20 protein-coding genes are annotated in these 20,019 nt (G+C 45.1%); 14 read left to right on the top strand and 6 right to left on the bottom strand.

Features of this window, described 5'->3' with window-relative positions; all coding sequences use genetic code 11:
• Nucleotides 1-77: 77 nt before the first annotated feature.
• A complete protein-coding gene (tolC, locus tag ATG66_RS17780) occupies nucleotides 78-1,403 on the bottom strand; it encodes an outer membrane channel protein TolC (protein WP_098416560.1) in 1,326 nt (441 codons plus the stop codon).
• A gap of 229 nt (nucleotides 1,404-1,632) precedes the next feature.
• On the opposite strand from tolC, the gene nudF reads away from it, so the two are divergent.
• The 6 genes from nudF to parC all read left to right on the top strand — a co-directional run bounded on the left by nudF (nucleotide 1,633) and on the right by parC (nucleotide 8,648).
• Entirely contained in the window at nucleotides 1,633-2,283 is a 651-nt protein-coding gene (gene nudF, locus ATG66_RS17775) for an ADP-ribose diphosphatase (RefSeq protein ID WP_098416559.1), read from the top strand.
• Nucleotides 2,283-2,726: a DUF1249 family protein gene (locus ATG66_RS17770; RefSeq protein ID WP_098416558.1), complete on the top strand. Its 444-nt coding sequence runs from the start codon at nucleotides 2,283-2,285 to the stop codon at nucleotides 2,724-2,726. The genes nudF and ATG66_RS17770 overlap by 1 nt, the downstream gene beginning before the upstream one ends.
• Nucleotides 2,727-2,793: 67 nt before the next feature.
• Nucleotides 2,794-3,600, top strand: a complete 807-nt coding sequence (cpdA, locus tag ATG66_RS17765; RefSeq protein ID WP_098416557.1) for a 3',5'-cyclic-AMP phosphodiesterase — start codon at nucleotides 2,794-2,796, stop codon at nucleotides 3,598-3,600.
• A gap of 42 nt (nucleotides 3,601-3,642) precedes the next feature.
• Complete coding sequence (gene yqiA / locus ATG66_RS17760) at nucleotides 3,643-4,227, top strand: esterase YqiA (RefSeq protein WP_098416556.1); 585 nt, start codon at nucleotides 3,643-3,645, stop codon at nucleotides 4,225-4,227.
• Nucleotides 4,228-4,478: 251 nt separating this feature from the next.
• On the top strand, nucleotides 4,479-6,359 hold the full coding sequence (gene parE, locus ATG66_RS17755) for a DNA topoisomerase IV subunit B (RefSeq protein ID WP_098416555.1): 1,881 nt from the start codon (nucleotides 4,479-4,481) through the stop codon (nucleotides 6,357-6,359).
• 3 nt (nucleotides 6,360-6,362) lie between these two features.
• Complete coding sequence (parC, locus tag ATG66_RS17750; protein WP_098416554.1) at nucleotides 6,363-8,648, top strand: DNA topoisomerase IV subunit A; 2,286 nt, start codon at nucleotides 6,363-6,365, stop codon at nucleotides 8,646-8,648.
• Nucleotides 8,649-8,679: 31 nt separating this feature from the next.
• Here the strand turns inward: parC and degS are convergent, their stop codons facing one another.
• From degS to zapG, 3 genes are all read right to left on the bottom strand, one after another.
• Nucleotides 8,680-9,744, bottom strand: a complete 1,065-nt coding sequence (gene degS, locus ATG66_RS17745) for an outer membrane-stress sensor serine endopeptidase DegS (RefSeq protein WP_098416553.1) — start codon at nucleotides 9,742-9,744, stop codon at nucleotides 8,680-8,682.
• Nucleotides 9,745-9,934: 190 nt separating this feature from the next.
• On the bottom strand, nucleotides 9,935-11,302 hold the full coding sequence (locus ATG66_RS17740) for a Do family serine endopeptidase (protein ID WP_098416552.1): 1,368 nt from the start codon (nucleotides 11,300-11,302) through the stop codon (nucleotides 9,935-9,937).
• Nucleotides 11,303-11,491: 189 nt separating this feature from the next.
• A complete protein-coding gene (zapG, locus tag ATG66_RS17735) occupies nucleotides 11,492-11,935 on the bottom strand; it encodes a Z-ring associated protein ZapG (protein WP_098416551.1) in 444 nt (147 codons plus the stop codon).
• A gap of 197 nt (nucleotides 11,936-12,132) precedes the next feature.
• Here zapG and zapE point away from each other — a divergent pair, with 197 nt between their 5' ends.
• From zapE to sspB, 8 genes are all read left to right on the top strand, one after another.
• Nucleotides 12,133-13,236 (top strand): cell division protein ZapE, encoded by a 1,104-nt coding sequence (gene zapE, locus ATG66_RS17730; RefSeq protein WP_098416550.1) that lies wholly within the window; start codon nucleotides 12,133-12,135, stop codon nucleotides 13,234-13,236.
• Nucleotides 13,237-13,488: 252 nt separating this feature from the next.
• Complete coding sequence (gene rplM / locus ATG66_RS17720; protein WP_098416549.1) at nucleotides 13,489-13,917, top strand: 50S ribosomal protein L13; 429 nt, start codon at nucleotides 13,489-13,491, stop codon at nucleotides 13,915-13,917.
• A 15-nt stretch (nucleotides 13,918-13,932) separates the two neighbouring features.
• Nucleotides 13,933-14,325, top strand: a complete 393-nt coding sequence (gene rpsI / locus ATG66_RS17715; RefSeq protein ID WP_053396673.1) for a 30S ribosomal protein S9 — start codon at nucleotides 13,933-13,935, stop codon at nucleotides 14,323-14,325.
• A gap of 552 nt (nucleotides 14,326-14,877) precedes the next feature.
• Nucleotides 14,878-15,468, top strand: coding sequence for a ubiquinol-cytochrome c reductase iron-sulfur subunit (gene petA, locus ATG66_RS17710; protein ID WP_098416548.1), 591 nt, complete (start codon nucleotides 14,878-14,880; stop codon nucleotides 15,466-15,468).
• Nucleotides 15,468-16,733 (top strand): cytochrome b, encoded by a 1,266-nt coding sequence (locus tag ATG66_RS17705; protein WP_098416547.1) that lies wholly within the window; start codon nucleotides 15,468-15,470, stop codon nucleotides 16,731-16,733. The genes petA and ATG66_RS17705 overlap by 1 nt, the downstream gene beginning before the upstream one ends.
• Nucleotides 16,730-17,467 (top strand): cytochrome c1, encoded by a 738-nt coding sequence (locus ATG66_RS17700; RefSeq protein ID WP_098416546.1) that lies wholly within the window; start codon nucleotides 16,730-16,732, stop codon nucleotides 17,465-17,467. The genes ATG66_RS17705 and ATG66_RS17700 overlap by 4 nt, the downstream gene beginning before the upstream one ends.
• Nucleotides 17,468-17,567: 100 nt before the next feature.
• Nucleotides 17,568-18,203 carry a stringent starvation protein SspA gene (gene sspA / locus ATG66_RS17695; protein WP_098416545.1) on the top strand — a complete coding sequence of 212 codons (636 nt, stop codon included), beginning with the start codon at nucleotides 17,568-17,570 and terminating at the stop codon, nucleotides 18,201-18,203.
• A 17-nt stretch (nucleotides 18,204-18,220) separates the two neighbouring features.
• Entirely contained in the window at nucleotides 18,221-18,712 is a 492-nt protein-coding gene (gene sspB / locus ATG66_RS17690) for a ClpXP protease specificity-enhancing factor (RefSeq protein ID WP_098416544.1), read from the top strand.
• Nucleotides 18,713-18,777: 65 nt separating this feature from the next.
• Here the strand turns inward: sspB and ATG66_RS17685 are convergent, their stop codons facing one another.
• Entirely contained in the window at nucleotides 18,778-19,401 is a 624-nt protein-coding gene (locus ATG66_RS17685; RefSeq protein ID WP_098416543.1) for a BON domain-containing protein, read from the bottom strand.
• A 25-nt stretch (nucleotides 19,402-19,426) separates the two neighbouring features.
• Nucleotides 19,427-20,017, bottom strand: coding sequence for a phosphoheptose isomerase (locus ATG66_RS17680; RefSeq protein ID WP_098416542.1), 591 nt, complete (start codon nucleotides 20,015-20,017; stop codon nucleotides 19,427-19,429).
• Nucleotides 20,018-20,019 lie beyond the last annotated feature (2 nt).

Below are 20,019 nucleotides of genomic sequence, written 5' to 3'. Positions count from 1 at the left end.
TCTCTTGAATAAAAAACGCCAGTTGAGTGATCAACTGGCGTTTTAGTTTATATGTCTGTGAGTAAATCAGAAGTCGCTTATTTTGCTGCTTTCAAGCCTGCATCCACATCCAAGATATCTTGTTCGCTAAGCGTACCAACCGCTTGGCGTAATTGAAGGACACTTAAAATATAGTCGTAACGGGCGTTCGATAGATTTTTATTTGCATCATACAAGCGGCGTGTCGCATCCAGTACATCAACAATCGTACGGGTACCGACATCAAAACCCGCTTCAGTTGCTTCGAGTGCAGAGCGAGCTGATACGACCGACTGCTCGTAAGCGCGTAGCGCACCGATAGAAGCATTGATGTTGTTGTTTTGTGCGCGAACTTCTTTCACTACGCTACGGTATTGTGCTTCAAGATCTTCACTTGCTGCAACGTATGCGTATTCAGCCTGTTTGGTTTGCGATGTTACGTTACCACCCGTGTAAAGTGGTACTGCAAGGTTAACACCAATATTGAAGTTATCCATTGTGTTATCACGATCGCTGTTAGAAGTATCACCGTAATTGTAACCACCATCTAGAGAGAGCGTTGGTAGGTGACCAGAGCTGGCTAGTGAGATGTTGTCACGCGCAATATCTTGAAGAATGCGTGAAGAGAGTAAGGTTAAGTTCTTGGTTTTGGCCTCTTCAACCAAAGACTCAGCAGGCGTTGTCGATGGACTCGCTGTAAAACGTGCCGTATCCAAGATATTAAGGTTTTTGTGTGCTTGGCCCGTAATCTCGCGTAGTGACTCGTAGCTGTTGGTTAAATCATTTTCTGCTAAGACTTCATCGGCCAATACTTGGTCGTACTGTGCTTGTGCGTCATGTACATCGGTGATTGCAGAGAGACCGACTTCAAAACGCTGCTTCGTTTGTTCGAGTTGTCGGCCAACGGCTGCTTTTTCTGCGCGAACAAACACCAAGTTGTCTTTAGCTCGTAGAACTTCAAAATAAGCTTGTGAAACACGCAGGATCAAACCTTGTTGAATGGCGGCGTAAGTCGCATCAGCTTGGCGAGCGCTCTTCTCTGCAGTATCCAACGAGATCCAAGAGGTGCGGTTGTACAGTGCTTGTGAAAAGCTAACACCAGCGGTTAGAGCGTTGGCATCGTTTGACATGTCAGGTTGGCTTGAGTCGTATTCAGTATCGCCACGAGTGAGATTGTAACCTGCTGTTAGGTTTATTTGTGGCAATAGAGCGCTACGGCTTGAGGTGATTGCTTCGAAAGCTTGGTCACGCTGTGCTGCTACACTGAGCAATTGTGGATCATTTTGTTTTGCTAAGTCGTAGATTTCAGCTAGAGAGTCTGCGAAAGCAGATGTGCTCATGCTACCTAGCGTTGCACTGATAAATAGTGGAAGCAATTTTTTCATTTTCTATTCCCGCGGTCAATAGAGTGGTTAATTGTCAGTAGTTTAACTCAGTTTGCACGATATTTACTCTAAAGTTTGCACTTTTTTACATTTAACTGTCCGGTTGTGCAATAAGTTTTGGGTAAAGGCTTAAAATAATTTATAACTATTGTACAAAAAGTTGAGCCAAGTCCTTTGAGCAAGTGAATAACAATGAGTAAACTACAAGATTCACTCAGAGAGGTATTGAATGCAACAGTGTGACAAGCAACAAAAGGATTTTACTTCTCGAGATATAAAAGTCATCTCGAAAGAAACGTTATTTGAAGGCTTCTTTAAAATGGTGAAATACCGTTTTAAGCATAGGTTATTCGCTGGCGGTTGGAGTGAGATTGTCGAGCGTGAAATGTTCGAACGTGGTCACGCCGCTGCAATGCTTCCTTATGATCCAGAGACAGATCAAGTTGTTATCATTGAGCAGATTCGAGTTGGCGCATTAGAGCATCAACACCCATGGCAATTAGAGATCGTGGCAGGCATGATCGATCGTGATGAGTCTGCTGAAGAAGTGGTTCGTCGAGAAGCTGAAGAAGAAGCTGGAATCCAAATCGGGCGTGTTGCCACGGTAACGTCATACTATCCGTCTTCGGGAGGATGTTCTGAAAAGCTAGATGTATTTGTTGGCGAAGTGGACGCATCTAAAGCGCATGGTATTCATGGTTTAGACTATGAACATGAAGACATTCGAGTTCATGTGCTAAGTCGTGAGCAAGCGTATCAATGGGTGAGGGACGGAAAATTTGAAAATGGTGCATCGATCATTGCATTGCAATGGTTGCAATTACACCATCAAAAGTTGAAGTCACAATGGGGGCAGGCCCAAACGGTGGAGAGCAAATAATGGCTCAAGCAGTTGACAATAAAAAATATCATGTTGATTTGGCTGGTCTGATGAGAACCTATGAGACCAATTACGCTAAGTTAAATGCTCTGTTGCCAATATCCGCCGAGGTTGGGGATGTACGTTGCTATCAAGCGGCGAGCATGGTTTATCAACTGACCGTTAATGAAATCACAAAATACACCACAGTTGTTGAGATATGTCAGAGTGATGAAACGCCAGTGTTTCCTTTACCGACGATGTCTGTCAGGCTTTATCATGATGCGAGAGTCGCTGAAGTATGCTCAAGCGGAGAGTTCTCTCGCATAAAAGCTAAATATGATTATCCCAACGACCAATTGATGCAGAAAGATGAAAAGCATCAATTAAACACATTCCTTGGTGAATGGCTGACGTTTTGTTTACGAAGTGGTATCAGTAGAACACCGCTTGCCTTCAATTGATCGTCACGTCATGTCACAAAGGAAAATAACAAACAACGATATATAGTGGACGAATCAGGTTTTCATTTTGCAAGCATTTAGTGACAGCATCAAACTTTTACAAATCACGGATACGCATCTTTTCGCTGCCGATGAGGGAAGTTTGTTGAGCGTAAAAACAGTCGATAGTTTTAAGGCGGTCGTCGGTGAGGTTTTACGTCGCAACGTAGCGTTTGATTACATCTTGGCGACAGGCGACATTTCCCAAGACCATAGCTCAGAATCTTACCAGCGATTTGCCGAAGGCATTGAACCGCTTGAAAAAGACTGTTTTTGGCTACCGGGAAATCATGACTACAAGCCGAATATGGGCAGCGTACTACCTTCACCACAAATTCAAGCGGTAGAGCACGCATTGCTTGGCAAGCACTGGCAGTTGATCCTTTTAGATTCTCAAGTGGTTGGCGTACCGCACGGCCGCTTAAGTGATCAACAGTTAGTCCTGCTTGAAGAAAAGCTCGTCGAGTATCCAGAACGGCATGCTCTTGTTTTACTGCATCACCATCCCTTATTGGTGGGAAGCGCATGGCTTGATCAGCATACGTTAAAAGACGCAGACGCTTTTTGGCAGGTTGTTAACCGTTTTGATAACGTAAAAGGCATTCTCTGTGGTCATGTTCATCAAGACATGAACGTTCTTCATAATGGCATACGAGTCATGGCGACACCTTCTACGTGTGTGCAATTTAAACCTAATTCGGATGATTTTGCGCTCGATACGACGTCGCCTGGCTGGCGTGAGTTACAGTTACATGATAATGGTGATATTACGACCCAAGTGAACCGCCTCCCTAAAGGTCAGTTCCAGCCAGATTTCTCTTCTAACGGATATTAATCCTGCCCGAGCCCTGTGCTTACTTTGTATGTGAGACTTTTTATGAGTAAACCTTCACTACTGCTGTATATCCACGGTTTTAACAGTTCACCGCGCTCTATGAAAGCAAATCTAATGAGAGAGTACTGTGCAAAGCAACGTACTGATATCAAATTGATTGCGCCACAAATTCCGTGTTTTCCAGGGCAAGCCGCTCAACGGTTATTGGATATTGTCGAGCAATATAAATCAGATTACAAAATAGGTTTAGTAGGGAGTTCATTAGGCGGCTTTATGTCTACGTGGTTGAATACCAAGTTTGGTTTTAAAGCGGTTGTAGTGAATCCAGCGGTAGCACCTTATGAGCTTTTAATAGACTATTTGGGGGAACAAACTAACCCTTACACGCATGAAACCTATACACTTGAAGCTTGTCATATTGACGAGTTAAAAGCTCTTGATGTACAAAGCATCGCATCGCCGCATTCTTTTTGGCTTTTGCAGCAAACCGGAGATGAGGTTTTAGATTATCGCCAAGCGGTAGATAAGTTTTCAGGCGCTAAGCAAACAGTAGAGCAAGGCGGTGATCACAGTTTTGTAGGTTTTGAGCGTTATCCTGCAGAGATTATTGCATTCCTAGAACTGTAATTCGAACGTACGATTGGAAAAGGCTCATAGTTTTTATTGATATATCCAAGCGTTTCTTGACATAAGCGGTATGCTTTCCGACTATGTTTTGCCAAAAGATCTTAAGGGTCGATGACCCTGGCTACTTTGTTACGTATCATGTTTACAAACACTTAGTGATACAAACAGGGTGGCTTTTTCGTTTCCTGAGTATGGGTTCACCCACTGGTGATGCTAAGGCAACAAATAAACTTTGAGAACAATTCCGTATTATGACTGAACAATATAATGCAGGTGCCATTGAAGTACTGAATGGCTTAGAGCCAGTACGTCGCCGACCAGGGATGTATACGGATACAGCGCGGCCAAACCATTTGGGCCAAGAAATTATCGATAACAGTGTCGATGAAGCGCTAGCCGGACATGCCTCAAAAGTACAAGTCATCTTACATGCTGACCAATCATTGGAAGTGAGCGATGATGGCCGAGGCATGCCTGTTGATATCCATCCAGAAGAGAAAGTATCAGGTGTGGAGCTGATCTTATGTAAGCTGCACGCAGGTGGTAAATTCTCCAACAAAAATTACCAATTTTCTGGTGGTCTCCACGGGGTAGGAATCTCGGTGGTAAACGCGCTGTCAAAACGCGTTGAGGTCACGGTTCGTCGTGATGGTCAAGTGTATGAAATTGCTTTTGAACACGGTGAAAAAGTATCAGATCTCACCGTAACAGGTACATGTGGTCGTCGTAACCGTGGTACGAGTGTGCACTTCTGGCCAGAAGCGAAATACTTTGACTCGGCTAATTTCTCTGTTACGCGTTTGGTAAACAATTTACGTGCCAAAGCCTTATTGTGCCCAGGTCTTGAAATCACCTTAACCGATAAAGTTAATGGTAATGACTACAAGTGGTACTACGAAGATGGTCTAAAAGATTATCTAGTCGAAGGTGTAAAAGGTTACCCCGTTATTCCTGAACAGCCATTTACTGGTGAGTTTCTCGCAGAGACAGAAGCGGCAAACTGGGCGGTCATCTGGCAGCCTGAAGGCGGTGAAATGATCACCGAGAGCTACGTCAACCTGATTCCTACGCCTCAAGGTGGTACACACGTCAATGGTTTACGCCAAGGTTTACTTGAGGCAATGCGAGAGTTCTGTGAGTTCCGTAATTTACTTCCTCGTGGTGTGAAGTTAACCGGTGATGATGTATTTGATCGCTGCTCTTACGTCTTATCCGTCAAAATCCAAGATCCGCAGTTTGCAGGGCAAACCAAAGAACGTCTGTCTTCTCGTCAAACAGCGGCATTTGTCTCTGGTGTAGTAAAAGATGCGTTTAGTCTTTGGTTGAACGAAAAGCCTCAGCTAGCAGAACAATTAGCAGAGGTTTGCATTGCGAATGCGCATCGTCGCATGCGAGCGGCAAAAAAAGTTGTGCGTAAAAAAGTCGCATCTGGACCCGCGCTGCCCGGTAAATTGACAGATTGTTCTGCCCAAGATTTAAACCGCACAGAAATCTTTTTCGTGGAGGGGGACTCGGCGGGTGGCTCTGCAAAACAAGCTCGTGATCGTGAGTTCCAGGCGGTGATGCCGCTGCGTGGTAAAATCTTGAATACGTGGGAAGTGTCAGCAGACCAAGTTTTGGCTTCCCAAGAAGTGCACGATATCTCGGTGGCTTTAGGAATCGATCCTGACAGCGACAACCTAGAGAGTCTTCGTTACGGTAAAATATGTATCCTTGCCGATGCGGATTCTGATGGTCTTCATATCGCGACATTACTGTGTGCTCTGTTCACTCGCCACTTCGGCTCTTTAGTCGACGCGGGGCATATTTACGTGGCGATGCCGCCTCTTTACCGGATCGATTGCGGGAAAGAAGTGTTCTACGCGCTCGACGATGATGAAAAAGATGGCATTTTAGAACGTCTATCGAAGAAAAAAGCCAAAATCAACGTACAGCGATTCAAAGGTCTGGGTGAGATGAACCCGCTTCAATTACGTGAGACGACCATGGATCCGAATACGCGCCGTTTGGTGCAATTAACCATCGACGATTCTGCGGCAACCATGGAAATGATGGACATGCTGCTGGGTAAAAAGCGTGCAGACGATCGTCGTTCTTGGCTACAAAATAACGGTGACTTGGCAGAGGTTTAACGGATGTCTACAGAAATTACCTACGATGGCGTCGAACAGTTGCCAATGCGCAAGTTCACAGAAGACGCTTATCTAAACTACTCAATGTACGTCATTATGGACCGTGCATTGCCATACATCGGCGATGGTTTAAAACCAGTTCAACGACGTATTATCTACGCGATGTCAGAGCTTGGTCTTTCGGCATCAGCAAAATACAAAAAATCAGCGCGTACTGTTGGTGACGTACTGGGTAAATACCATCCGCATGGTGACTCGGCCTGTTACGAAGCAATGGTACTCATGGCTCAGCCTTTCTCTTACCGCTACCCGTTAGTTGACGGTCAAGGTAACTGGGGAGCGCCGGATGATCCGAAGTCATTCGCAGCGATGCGTTATACTGAAGCGAAATTGTCTAAGTTTGCCGAAGTACTGCTGGGTGAACTTGGTCAGGGCACGGTGGAATGGCAACCAAACTTTGACGGCACGATGAAAGAGCCGCAAATGTTGCCAGCGCGTTTACCTCACATTCTGCTTAATGGTGTAACAGGTATTGCGGTTGGTATGGCAACCGACATTCCACCGCACAATGTCCGTGAAATTGCTGATGCAACCATCCATCTGATCGACAACCCAAAGGCAGATTTGCCTGACGTAATGCAGCATGTACAAGGTCCGGATTACCCGACAGAAGCGGAGATCATTTCTCCTCAAGCGGATATAGAGAAGATTTACCGCAGTGGTCGTGGCAGCATTAAAATGCGTGCATTGTGGCACAAAGAAGGCTCGGAAGTGGTGATCACTGCGATTCCACATCAGGTTTCGGGCTCGAAACTGCTTGAGCAGATTGCTAATCAGATGCGAGCGAAGAAACTGCCGATGGTCGAGGATCTTCGGGATGAATCGGATCATGAGAACCCAACTCGCATCGTGATCGTGCCTCGCTCAAACCGTGTTGATTGCGATCAGTTGATGAATCATTTGTTCGCTTCAACCGATCTGGAGCGTAGTTACCGCGTAAACCTCAATATGATTGGTTTGGATAACCGGCCGCAAGTGAAAGGTTTGGTTCAAATTTTATCTGAGTGGATTGAGTTCCGTCGTGTGACCGTTCGTCGTCGCTTGCAGTACCGACTAGATAAGGTCATGGCTCGTTTACACATCTTAGAAGGTTTGTTGGTCGCATACCTAAACCTCGATGAAGTGATTGAGATCATCCGTACGGAAGACGACCCTAAAGCGGTTCTAATGACGCGTTTTGGTGTCACGGATATCCAAGCTGATGCGATCTTAGATACCAAGCTGCGCCATCTAGCGAAGCTAGAAGAGATGAAAATCCGTGGCGAACAAGAAGAACTTGAAAAAGAGCGTGAGAAGCTAGAGCAGCTACTCGGTTCTGAGCGTCGCTTGAACACGCTACTGAAAAAAGAGATCAAAGCGGATGCTGAGAAATACGGCGATGACCGTCGTTCTCCGCTTGTTGAGCGTGAAGAAGCGAAAGCATTGACCGAACGTGATCTAGTTCCAAGTGAGCCAATCACCGTCGTGCTATCAGAGAAAGGTTGGATTCGTCACGCGAAAGGACATGAGGTCGACGCTGAAGGGTTGAACTACAAGTCAGGTGATAAGTATCTCGCACATGCTCGAGGTAAGAGTAATCAGCCTGCGGTCTTCCTCGGTAGTGACGGCAGAAGTTACTCACTTGAGTCGCATTCATTACCATCGGCTCGTAGCCAAGGTGAGCCGATCACGGGGCGCTTAAACATCACGGCAGGCAGCAGTATTCGCCAAGTGATCATGAGTGAAGAAGATCAGTTATGGCTGGTGGGTTCCGATGCGGGTTATGGTTTTGTATGTAAAGGTGCAGATTTACTGTCTAAAAACCGCAGTGGTAAAGCATTGGTGACCTTACCTGCTAACTCTGAGGTTATGACGCCCAAAGGTGTTGATAATCTAGACTCAGATGAGATTTTAGCGATCACTAATCAAGGACGTATGTTGTTATTCCCGATTAAAGACCTGCCACAATTGGCGAAAGGGAAGGGGAACAAAATCATCAACATTCCTGCAGCGAAAGCGAAAGAGCGTGAAGAAGTCTTATCTCACTTGATGTCACTGCCGAAAGGGGCTTCACTGACACTGTATGCTGGAAAACGTAAGTTGGGTCTCAAATCAGCCGACCTAGATAACTTCCGTGGTGAACGTGGTCGCCGAGGCAGTTTGCTTCCAAGAGGTTTGCAGCGAGTGACTCGTATTGAAGTTGAGCTGGAAAAATCTGCCAGAACTGAAGAATCGAACGAAAGTGAATAAATCGAAAATCCCAGCCAATGGCTGGGATTTTTTATGCTGCTTGCTTGTCTTCGGCGATGGTCACCTTCAAGGACATCTCTTCTCCTTTGCGAATAATGCCTACATCGACCGTTGTCCCTGGACGTAAGTCTGTCACGATATCCATGACGCTTTGTCGACCTTGAACTTTGTTACCATCAATACTAATGATGATGTCTTGTTTCTGGAAGCCAGCAGCATTGGCCGGGCCTTTGGGGTCAATACCAAGCACGACAATACCACCAATATGTTCGTTGCCCAGTAACCGGGCGGTTACTGCGTTAATATCTTGCCCATCAATCCCGATATAGCCGCGGATCACGCGGCCATCTGCAATGATTTTTTGCATAATTTTGCTAGCCAGAGGTGCAGGGATAGCAAAAGAAATCCCGTAAGTTTCTAAATCTGTTGCTTGCTGGAAAGAAGCGGTGTTGATGCCGACCAGTTCCCCTTGTGTATTCACTAATGCACCACCAGAGTTACCTTCATTAATCGCTGCGTCGGTTTGAATGAAGGCTTGGCGACCATCACTGATCGATGAGCGTCCAGTCGCTGAAATAATACCGAATGTGGTCGTTTGTCCAAGGTTGTATGGATTACCAATCGCGAGGACAACATCGCCGACTTGCGGTTTATATTCAGAGTTTAATGGGATGACTGGTAGGTTGGAACCTTCAACGCGTAAAACCGCAATATCGGTGCGTTTATCAGTACCGACCAATTGAGCGGCAGCGGCTCTGCCATCTTGCAATGCCACGACGATTTGGTCGGCTTGGGCAACAACATGGTAATTGGTAATGATGTAGCCTTTTTCGCTCACAATCACCCCAGAACCAAGGCCTTGGGTGGAGAGTTTAGTACGATCGTTTTCAACATATTTACGGCTGTAGATATTCACCACCGCCGGCGCGGCCTTTCTTACCGCTTGATTGAACGATAATTCAAGCGAGGCAATTTTGGCTGGTTGTGGATCCAGTGCGGCAGGTATTACGTTATTACGCAAAGATGGAACGGCCAGTAACACAACGGCAGCAGTTGCTAAGCCTAAAAAGACAGAGCGTAATAAAAAGCTGAGCATATCCTCTCCATGCATGATCGCCAAAATGGCATAGAAGGTGAAGAATAGCATTACATTGAAAAATAACAAAAGGGCAGCACGGAATCGTGCTGCCCTTTTCATTAGCTATTGAGCGATAAGGAAAAGTATTCGAGGCTTATTACTTGCTGGTATGCATCGAAAACCTTATTTCCTATTACTTTGCAAGTGACTAACGAATGACTAGATAAATAGTACGTTCGCCACGTTGAATATTCAGAGCCAATACTCCTTTGTGTTTATCCACGATTGCACGGAGCTCAGCAAGGTTTTTCACGCGCTGACGGTTCACACCGATAATGATGTCACCTTGTTGTAATTGATATTGAGAAGCCGGAGAGTTATCTGCAACGCTCGATACTTTAACGCCTTGAATTGCATCACTTGGTGTCGTGTTGCTTAACTCAGCGCCCTTGAGTCCTTCGTGCAATGTTTCCGCTTTGGCTTTCATATTTTTTGACTCGCCAAGCGTGACATCAAAGTTCTTATTCTTGCCGTCACGAACGACGCCTAAGGTGATTTTTTTGCCTGCCCCAAGCGTTGCGACTTTCGCACGAAGTTCTGAGAAGGTATTAATGGCTTTGCCATTGACCGACACAATTACGTCACCCGCTTTTAAACCGGCTTTGTCTGCCGCGCTATTTGGAACGACTTGGCCGATGAATGCCCCCTTGCTTGACTCGTAACCGAGCGCCTCTGCCAATTCGGACGTAACTTCACCGCCTTGAACGCCAAGCATGCCGCGTTTGACTTCACCGAATTCTAAAATTTGGTCGGTGAGGTTTTTCATCATATTAGATGGAATTGCAAAGCCGATGCCGACGTTACCGCCGTTAGGCCCTAAAATGGCTGTGTTAATACCAATCAGTTCGCCGTTGAGATTAACCAGTGCGCCTCCTGAGTTACCGCTATTAATAGCGGCATCGGTTTGGATGAAGTTCTCAAAATTCTCAACATTTAAGCCACTACGACCAAGCGCAGAGACAATCCCAGAGGTCACGGTTTGCCCTAATCCGAATGGGTTACCAATCGCCACGGTAAAATCACCGACGCGCAGTTTGTCGGAATCTGCCACTTTAATTTGCGTTAGATTCTTCGCTTTCTCTAACTTGAGTAGAGCAACGTCGGCCATCTCGTCACCACCAACCAGCTCGGCGTCATATTCGCGACCATCATAGAGGCGTACTCGGATCTCGTCTGCTCCTTTTATGACGTGATAGTTAGTTACGATATGGCCTTTTGGGGCGTCAATTATGACACCAGACCCTAACCCCCGGAACGGTCGCTCTCGTCGTTGTTCCATCGGAAAATCAGGGCCGAAGAAAAAATGAAATTGCTCAGGAATACGGCTGGTTTGCACTTGTTTGCCTTCTACTGCAATACTTACAACCGCAGGGGTTACCTTCTCTAGCATCGGTGCTAGGCTAGGTAACTGCTGGCCATCTACACTTAATGGCAATGCTGCTGTTGCCTGTATTGGCGTAAGAATAGAACTCAAACTTAAAGATAGAACGGTTAACGCAAGCAGTGTTTTTTTCATCCAATAACTCCTCTTGAAACATGTCTGCCAAAAAGAAATATCCTCGCTATTAGTAATATAGGGCCTAGTTCGGATAATCAAAAGGGGGAGGCAGTTCACATCCAAGTTAGAGCAAGGTTGTTGGGGAAAGTTCAAAAAGGGTCGATGCAAATTGACCTATGCATCGACCTTTATGGGAAGGATAGAGGGCTATGATGCTTTTGCGGTGGCCGCTTCAGGCGTATTAATAACTTCTTTTTGTCGATCCTTTAAAAGACCGGTTGCGCCATTGGCATAGTCTTTTGGTTGTTCATCAAACGCTGGCTGGTCTTCTTCGGCTTGCTCTGAAGACATCGCTGTTGTCTTATCAAACGGGTTGTCTTGCTCAGGAAGGTTTGGCAGAAGTCCAGAAGCGGTTTTTGCCATATGTTGGTATAGTTTTGTGTAATCTTTGCCTAAGGTATCTAACATCTCGGCGGTTTGTGCAAAATGATCCACGAGCTCTTGACGTTGTTGCTCTAGTGCAAACTTGGCCGCTTCAAGCTCTTTCTGCACAGACTTTTGTTTCTTATATTCAGGCGTGGTTAGTCGACTAATGACTACGCCTACGATTGTACCGACCAGCAAACCCACAATGGCATAGATCCAAGGCATAACTGCTCCTTATAGTTGTTTTAACAAGTTTTTTACTGCTTAGTTACACACGATGCTCGTCCATGTTACTATGGCTTGAACAGCCGATAAAGCAAAATAGCAGTATGTCTTCGGGGGGACTGATAGCTACTTCTCTATTTATCAAAGTTGGCCCCCGAGGTAGCACTTTTCCTTGCACCTCTACACGATTTAATACGATGACACCACTAGAACAATATCAAAAAGACATAGCAGAGTGTGGATTTCAACGTGATGAAGCCCAACAACAAGCGGTCGTTGCTTTGGACAAGCTTTACCATGCTCTGGCTGAGTTTCAATCAACCCCCGTGCCTCAGCTTTCCAGATGGCAAAAACTTATGGGTAAAAAGGTCGAAATACCTGAGCCACCAAAAGGTCTGTACTTTTGGGGAGGGGTAGGTCGCGGCAAAACTTACCTGATGGATGTGTTTTATGACTCTCTGCCTACTAAGAGAAAGATGCGAGTGCATTTCCACCGTTTTATGTATCGAGTTCATGATGAATTAAAGCAGCTGGGTGAGGTTGAAAACCCGTTGTCTAAGGTCGCAGATACGTTTAAAAGCGAAGCGGACGTGGTCTGTTTTGACGAGTTTTTTGTTTCTGATATCACCGACGCCATGATCCTTGCCACTTTGCTACAGCAGATGTTCCAGCGGCAGATGATTTTAGTCGCGACATCAAACATAGAGCCTCAATACTTATATCGCAATGGTTTACAGAGGGCACGTTTCCTCCCTGCTATTGATATGATTGTAGCGCGTTGTGATGTGCTCAATGTTGATAGTGGGGTTGACTATCGTTTAAGAACGCTTGAACAAGCGGAGATATATCATTATCCGCTCGATGAACAGGCTGTCCTTAACTTGAATATGTATTATCATCAACTGACGGGGGAGCGGCAACTGGCGGTTCACCAGATAGAGATTAATCATCGCCAGCTAGTCGTAATAGAGGCGAGTGATGGTGTCTTGCATGCGTCTTTCGCTCAGTTATGCCAAACTGCACGAAGCCAAAATGACTATATCGAAATATCTCGTATTTATCACACGGTTTTATTGGCTGATGTTAAACAGATGAACCGAAAATTAGACGATGCCGCTAGGCGTTTTATTGCGTTGGTTGATGAGTTTTACGAGCGCAATGTGAAGCTGATTATTTCCGCTGAAGTTCCGATGGAGGACTTATACACCGATGGTCAGTTAGAATTTGAGTTTAAGCGTTGTTTGTCTCGACTGACTGAGATGCAAAGCCATGAGTATCTCGCAAGAGAGCATTTGGCTTAAATCTGTCAGTTTCTCAAAAAAAGTGAAGAAAAAATTAGTGATTTGGCGCAAAAAAAGGTGATTTTTTCTTCGCTCTTCCCTATAATCTGTCGACCCACCGTTACTGCAGACCTGACTATCGAAGTTATTTCGAAATAGAAGGTCGAGAGCACCAACGACTCGAAGGGGTGATGACTGGGCTCTTAGACAGTGTGGGAGCACTATTTGGGTGTTCCTTTAAAGTTTAAATTTAATTAACGGGTTATTGTTAGCATGAAAACTTTCGTTGCTAAACCAGAAACGGTAAAACGCGACTGGTACGTTGTAGACGCTGAAGGTAAAACTCTTGGCCGTCTAGCAAGTGAAATTGCATCTCGCCTACGTGGCAAACATAAAGCTGAATACACTCCTCACGTTGACACTGGTGATTACATCATCATTATCAATGCTGAGAAAGTTGCTGTAACTGGTAACAAAGCTAAGAACAAAGTGTACTACCGTCACTCTGAATTCCCAGGTGGTCTTAAATCTATCACTTTTGAAAAGTTGATCGATCGTAAACCTGAGATGGCTCTTGAGCTTGCAGTCAAAGGTATGCTTCCACGTGGTCCTCTAGGCCGTGCTATGTACCGTAAGCTGAAAGTTTACGCGGGCGCTGAGCACAACCATGTTGCTCAACAACCACAAGTACTAGACATCTAATTGGGGATTTCGAAAATGGCAGAGAATCAATACTACGGCACTGGCCGTCGCAAAAGCTCAGCTGCACGTGTTTTCATTAAACCAGGCAGCGGCAACATTGTAGTAAATAAACGTAATCTTGACGAATACTTCGGTCGTCCAACAGCTTGTATGGTTGTACAACAACCTCTAGAGCTAGTTGAACTAACTGAAAAGCTAGACCTTTACGTAACAGTTAAAGGCGGCGGTATTTCTGGTCAAGCTGGTGCTATCCGTCACGGTATCACTCGCGCGCTTATGGAATACGATGAGTCTCTACGTCCTGCTCTACGCGCAGCTGGCTACGTTACTCGTGACGCACGTTGCGTTGAACGTAAGAAAGTCGGTCTACGTAAAGCACGTCGTCGTCCACAGTTCTCTAAGCGTTAATTTCCTTTTATTGGGAATTATGCTTTTCCAGAGTTATTCTGGATACTGTGCATCAAAAGCTCGGCTCATGCCGAGCTTTTTGTTTTTCCATTAATGGAAAAATAAATCCTTTATTCACATATTGCGACGATCTTTCTTTCTTAATATCCTCACAACACTTTTCAGCGTGACTTCTGGCCTACTTTCCTAGCTACTCGTGCAATTAAAATAATAATATAAAGATACCCTTTGTCATGAGTACATCGAAATTTTTTTACTGCGTAATCTGCTGGAAACAACCAATATAAAAGGTATGTGCAACTTTTTATAGCGCTTCTAGGTTGTGCTTTCTTGTTACAAATCACCTCAATTTTTTATAATAGTGCCGCTTTTGTGACGACGTGAGCGATTTACCTCACAAATGTTACAAAAAGGTAGCTTTATCTTGTCAAAAAGTAGGGTTTTCTTTATCATTTCCCTCCAATTATTAGAACTAAATTCATTATTTGTTAGCCATGCTCTTATAAAGTGGAATAATAACGATCCAAAAGGAGCAAATGGGAGAATGTTTGGATGAGCAACGCGCCTTTAAATAACGGTCGCAGGCGTTTTCTAACCGCTACAACGGCAGTTGTTGGTGGGTTAGGGGCAGCTGCCGTCGCCGTGCCTTTTATAAAATCATGGAACCCAAGTGCTAAAGCCAAAGCGGCAGGCGCACCGGTGGAAGTGGATATAAGTAAAATTGAACCAGGTCAGCTGGTTCGTGTTGAGTGGCAGGGGAAACCAGTATGGATTGTTCGCCGCACTCAAAACGTTCTGGATAACTTAAAAACGATCAGCGATCAGCTTCGCGATCCACAATCTGAAATGGAACAGCAACCCGAATACGCTCAGAATGAGTTTCGCTCAATTAATCCTGAGTTTTTCGTCGCAGTTGGTTTCTGTACTCATCTAGGTTGTTCACCAACCTATCTAGCGGACTCTTTCTCTGAGCAGGTTCAGGGCGTTAGGTCTGGTTTCTTCTGCCCTTGTCATGGCTCTAAGTTCGATATGGCCGGTCGAGTGTTTCAAGGGGTACCTGCTCCATTGAACCTTGTCGTTCCTAAGCATATGTATTTGAGCGACACCAAGCTCATTGTGGGTGTTGATGAGGGGGATGCATAATGCAAGCAATGTTAGACTGGGTAGAAAAGCGTATTCCAGCAATGAATGCTTATAAAAAGCATTTATCTGAGTACCCTATGCCGAAGAACTTCAACTTTTGGTACCTTTTTGGTTCTCTGGCAATGCTGGTTCTTGTTAACCAAATATTAACGGGTATTTGGTTGACGATGAACTATGTTCCTTCCGGTGACGGAGCGTTCGCTTCTATCGAATATATCATGCGTGACGTAGAGTATGGTTGGTTGTTGCGTTACATGCACTCAACTGGCGCGTCGGCATTCTTCGTTGTAGTGTATCTGCATATGTTCCGTGGTTTGATCTACGGTTCTTACCAAAAGCCTCGAGAGCTGCTTTGGATCTTCGGAATGTTGATCTTCTTGGTTCTGATGGCAGAAGCTTTCATGGGGTATCTATTACCATGGGGCCAAATGTCATACTGGGGGGCACAGGTAATCATTTCTCTGTTTGGTGCGATTCCTGTTATCGGCGACGACTTAACGCTTTGGATCCGTGGTGACTACATCATCTCTGGTGCAACGCTGAATCGTTTCTTCGCACTACACGTTATTGCGCTGCCTATCGTTCTATTACTTCTGGTTGTACTACACGTATTGGCACTACACGAAGTCGGCTCAAACAACCCTGACGGTATAGAAACTAAACTGCCTAAAGGTTCGATGGGTGACGATTACAAAACGCAGTTTAAGTTCCATGATGATTATACTAAGAAGTACGATATCATCGATGCTATTCCTTTCCATCCGTATGGCACGGTTAAGGACTTAGTTGGTGTCGCTGGTTTCTTGTTCTTCTTCTGTTATGTGTTGTTCTTCAACCCAGAAATGGGGGGCTACTTTCTTGAACCGCCTAACTTTGAAGCTGCAAACCCATTGAAGACCCCCGAGCACATTGCTCCAGTATGGTACTTCACACCGTTTTATGCCATTTTACGTGCGGTGCCAGATAAGCTGCTGGGCGTGATCCTTATGGGGGCCTCGATTGCAGTGCTGTTTGTTCTACCGTGGTTGGATCGTTGTAAGGTTCGTTCGTATCGTTACCGTAGCAAACTTCATCTATTGAATATTATCCAATTCACTATTAGCTTCATTGCGCTGGGGATTTTGGGTGCGTTACCTGCCACTCCAACATACACATTACTAGCACAGATCTTTAGTTTGGGTTACTTCATGTTCTTCGTACTGCTTTTCTTCTACAGCAAAAATGAAGCAACCAAACCATTACCAGAGAGGGTGACATTCAAATGAAGAAGTGGATTGTAATTCTATTTGCTATGTTGCCATCTCTAGCGATGGCTGCTGGAGCCAATGTGTCGCTTGATAAAGCGCCTGTTGACCTGACGGATAAAGCTTCGCTGCAAAATGGTGCGAAGCTATTCATGAACTACTGTTTTGCTTGTCATTCAACGCAATATCAGCGTTATGGGCGTGTAGCAACAGACTTAGATATTCCAGCTGACCTAATGAAGGAAAACCTGATTTTCAATCCTGAGGCGAAAATCGGTGATCTAATGGTCAACTCGATGCCATCAAAGCAAGCTGAAAACTGGTTTGGTGCTCCGCCACCAGATCTAACTTTGGTTGCCCGAGTTCGTGGTGCGGATTGGTTGTATACATACTTACGTTCGTTTTATGTTGATCCATCTCGTCCATTCGGTGTGAACAACATTGTATTTCCGAGTGTCGGTATGCCACATGTACTAGAAGAGCTACAAGGTATTCCTACCCCAATTTACGACACAAAAATAGTTGACGGTGAAGAAGTGCAAGTGGTTGTTGACACCAAAACTGACGGAACTGGCGAGTTTAGTGACGGTGAATACGATAAAGCGGTAGGCGATCTGGTCAACTTTTTGGTTTACTCTGGTGACCCAGTTCAACTTGAACGCCATGCATTAGGCTGGTGGGTTATGGGCTTCTTAGTGATTCTAACCATCATTGTTGTGATGCTTAAGAAAGAGTATTGGCGTGATGTGCATTAATTGTGCTAAAATACTGTGCTAATTCCCAATTTTAATTGATGTACAATGGAGGCTTAGCCTCCATTGTTTGTTTTTATTTGTAAGTGTGCTGGAGGGCTCCATGGCTGTAGCTGCCAATAAACGTTCTGTGATGACTCTTTTTTCGAGTGCATCAGATTTGTATAGCCATCAGGTTCGCATTGTACTAGCTGAAAAAGGCGTAAGTGTTGAAGTTGAGCTTGTTGATGAAGCCAACCTTCCTGCTGAGCTTGTTGAGCTAAACCCATATAAATCAGTGCCAACTCTTGTTGACCGTGAGCTAGCTCTTTACGATTCAAAAATTATCATGGAGTACTTGGACGAGCGTTTTCCTCATCCGCCTCTAATGCCGGTTTACCCTGTTGCTCGCGGCAACAGCCGCTTAATGATGTACCGTATCGAACGCAACTGGTATTCACTCGCAGAAAAAGTAATGAAAGGTAACGCTGAAGAGTCAGAGAAAGCGCGCACTAAACTACGTAATGATCTTTTGACATTAGCGCCAATCTTTGCAGAGTACGAGTACTTCATGAGTGAAGAATTCAGCCTGATCGATTGTTACTTAGCCCCACTCTTGTGGCGTCTTCCTCAACTTGGTATTGAGCTTGTTGGCCCTGGCTCAAAAGAAATTAAGATATACATGAACCGCGTATTTGAACGTGATTCATTCCTTGCTTCTTTGACTGAAGCTGAGCGTGAAATGCGTCTAGTTCGCTAAGCGATTTAGAGCACATTATGGATATTGCAAAAATGACTGCTCGCCGTCCTTACATGCTTCGCGCATTTTATGATTGGTTAGTAGACAATGATTTAACTCCTCACTTGGTGGTTGACGCCACCATGCCAGGTGTACGTGTACCGGTAGAGTTTATTCAGGATGGTCAGATTATTTTGAATATTGCTCCTCGTGCTGTGGGTAACCTCGAGTTGGGGAATGATGCGGTTACTTTTCATGCTCGCTTTAGTGGTCGTCCGCACTCGGTTATTGTGCCTGTGTATGCTGTTCAAGCTGTTTATGCGCGTGAAAATGGCGCGGGAACCATGTTTGAACCAGAAGAAGCGTATACGAATATTGAAGAAGAGACGATGATTGAAGAAGAGTCATCAGCATCTTTGCTCACAACGGTAAGTGATGGGCCTTCTGAAGAGACAGAGTCGGACTCTGATACAGATGAAAGGGAAGTTCCTCGCCCGAAAGGTAAACCGAGCCTGAGAGTGATTAAATAAAAAAAGCAGCTTTTTAAGCTGCTTTTTTTTATTTAATCGATTTGCTTTGCGGACAGAAGCAAGCTTCACTTCGTTTCGTTATTGGTTGTATGTGACTCATTGGGAAGATCCACTTCAATAGGTTTGGCTTCACCATATTGGAAGCCTTTAATCACTTGTTTTACCCCAGAAATATTACGCGCGATTTCTGTTGCCCGCATTCCTTGTGCTGGTGTGACATAGCCAAACAGAAAAACATCGCCGTCTTCGGTGATCACTTTCACTTTAACTCCATTGAGTTCTGAGTCGGTGAGCAATGATGACTTCACTTTAGTGGTGATCCAGCTATCGTTGCTGATTTGAGTAACCGATAATGGTTTTTTTTGCTTAATTTGGTTATGTATAACTTTGACGCCGTCTACTTCTCTTGCTCTTTGTTCAAGGTCGTTGATTAAACCTTGTGTGGGTGCTTGTCCCATAAGAACCACAGTACCGTTGTAAGAGCTAGCAACCACGCGAACCTCACTTTTAAAAGGCGCTTTATTGCCGATTGCAGCGACTTCGAATTCGATGTTGTTGTCTTGCCAAATCTGTTTCGTCGTACGTGTGTCTGTGACAATGTTGGCTGTCGTTGCGGCACCCGCGATAAACAGACCGGCGCAACCACTCATGTTAAGTACTGTCAGTAAGATGATAAGGTTACGGATCATTATTCTGGCTCTCAATATTTATTCGTTACTCTTCATGGGCAGGGAAAAGCACCTGATCAATGAGATCACAAAGGCAATGGAGTGTGACCATATGCACTTCGTGAATGCGAGCAGTGCGATGTGATGGAATACGAATTTCGACATCATGCTCACCAAGCAATCCTGCCATTTCACCACCGTCTTTACCAGTCAGTGCAATAATAGTCATGTCTCTAGTTACCGCCGCTTCCATCGCTTTGATAATATTTTTGCTGTTACCGCTGGTCGAAATCGCGAGAAGAATATCACCAGGCTGGCCAAACGCACGCACCTGTTTTGAGAAAATCTCTTGATAATGGTAGTCATTAGCGACGGCGGTGAGAGTAGTGTTATCGGCGGTCAAAGCCATGGCTGGCAGGCTGGGACGCTCCGTTTCAAAACGGTTTAAAAAACAAGACACAAACTGTTGCGCGTTTGAAGCGCTACCACCGTTACCACAACACAGAACTTTGTTGCCATTAAGTAAGCTCGAGACCATAGCTTGAGCTGCATGGGTAATGGCATCAGGTAGTGCTTCTGCAGCTGCGATTTGAATTTGAATGCTTTCTTTAAAGCAATCTTTAATGCTGTCTAGCATCG

Source organism: Vibrio sp. ES.051 (assembly GCF_002563795.1).
Taxonomy (GTDB): Bacteria; Pseudomonadota; Gammaproteobacteria; order Enterobacterales; family Vibrionaceae; genus Vibrio.
Note: the sequence above shows the minus strand (reverse complement) of the source record. Positions and strands in the feature narration are given on the sequence as shown.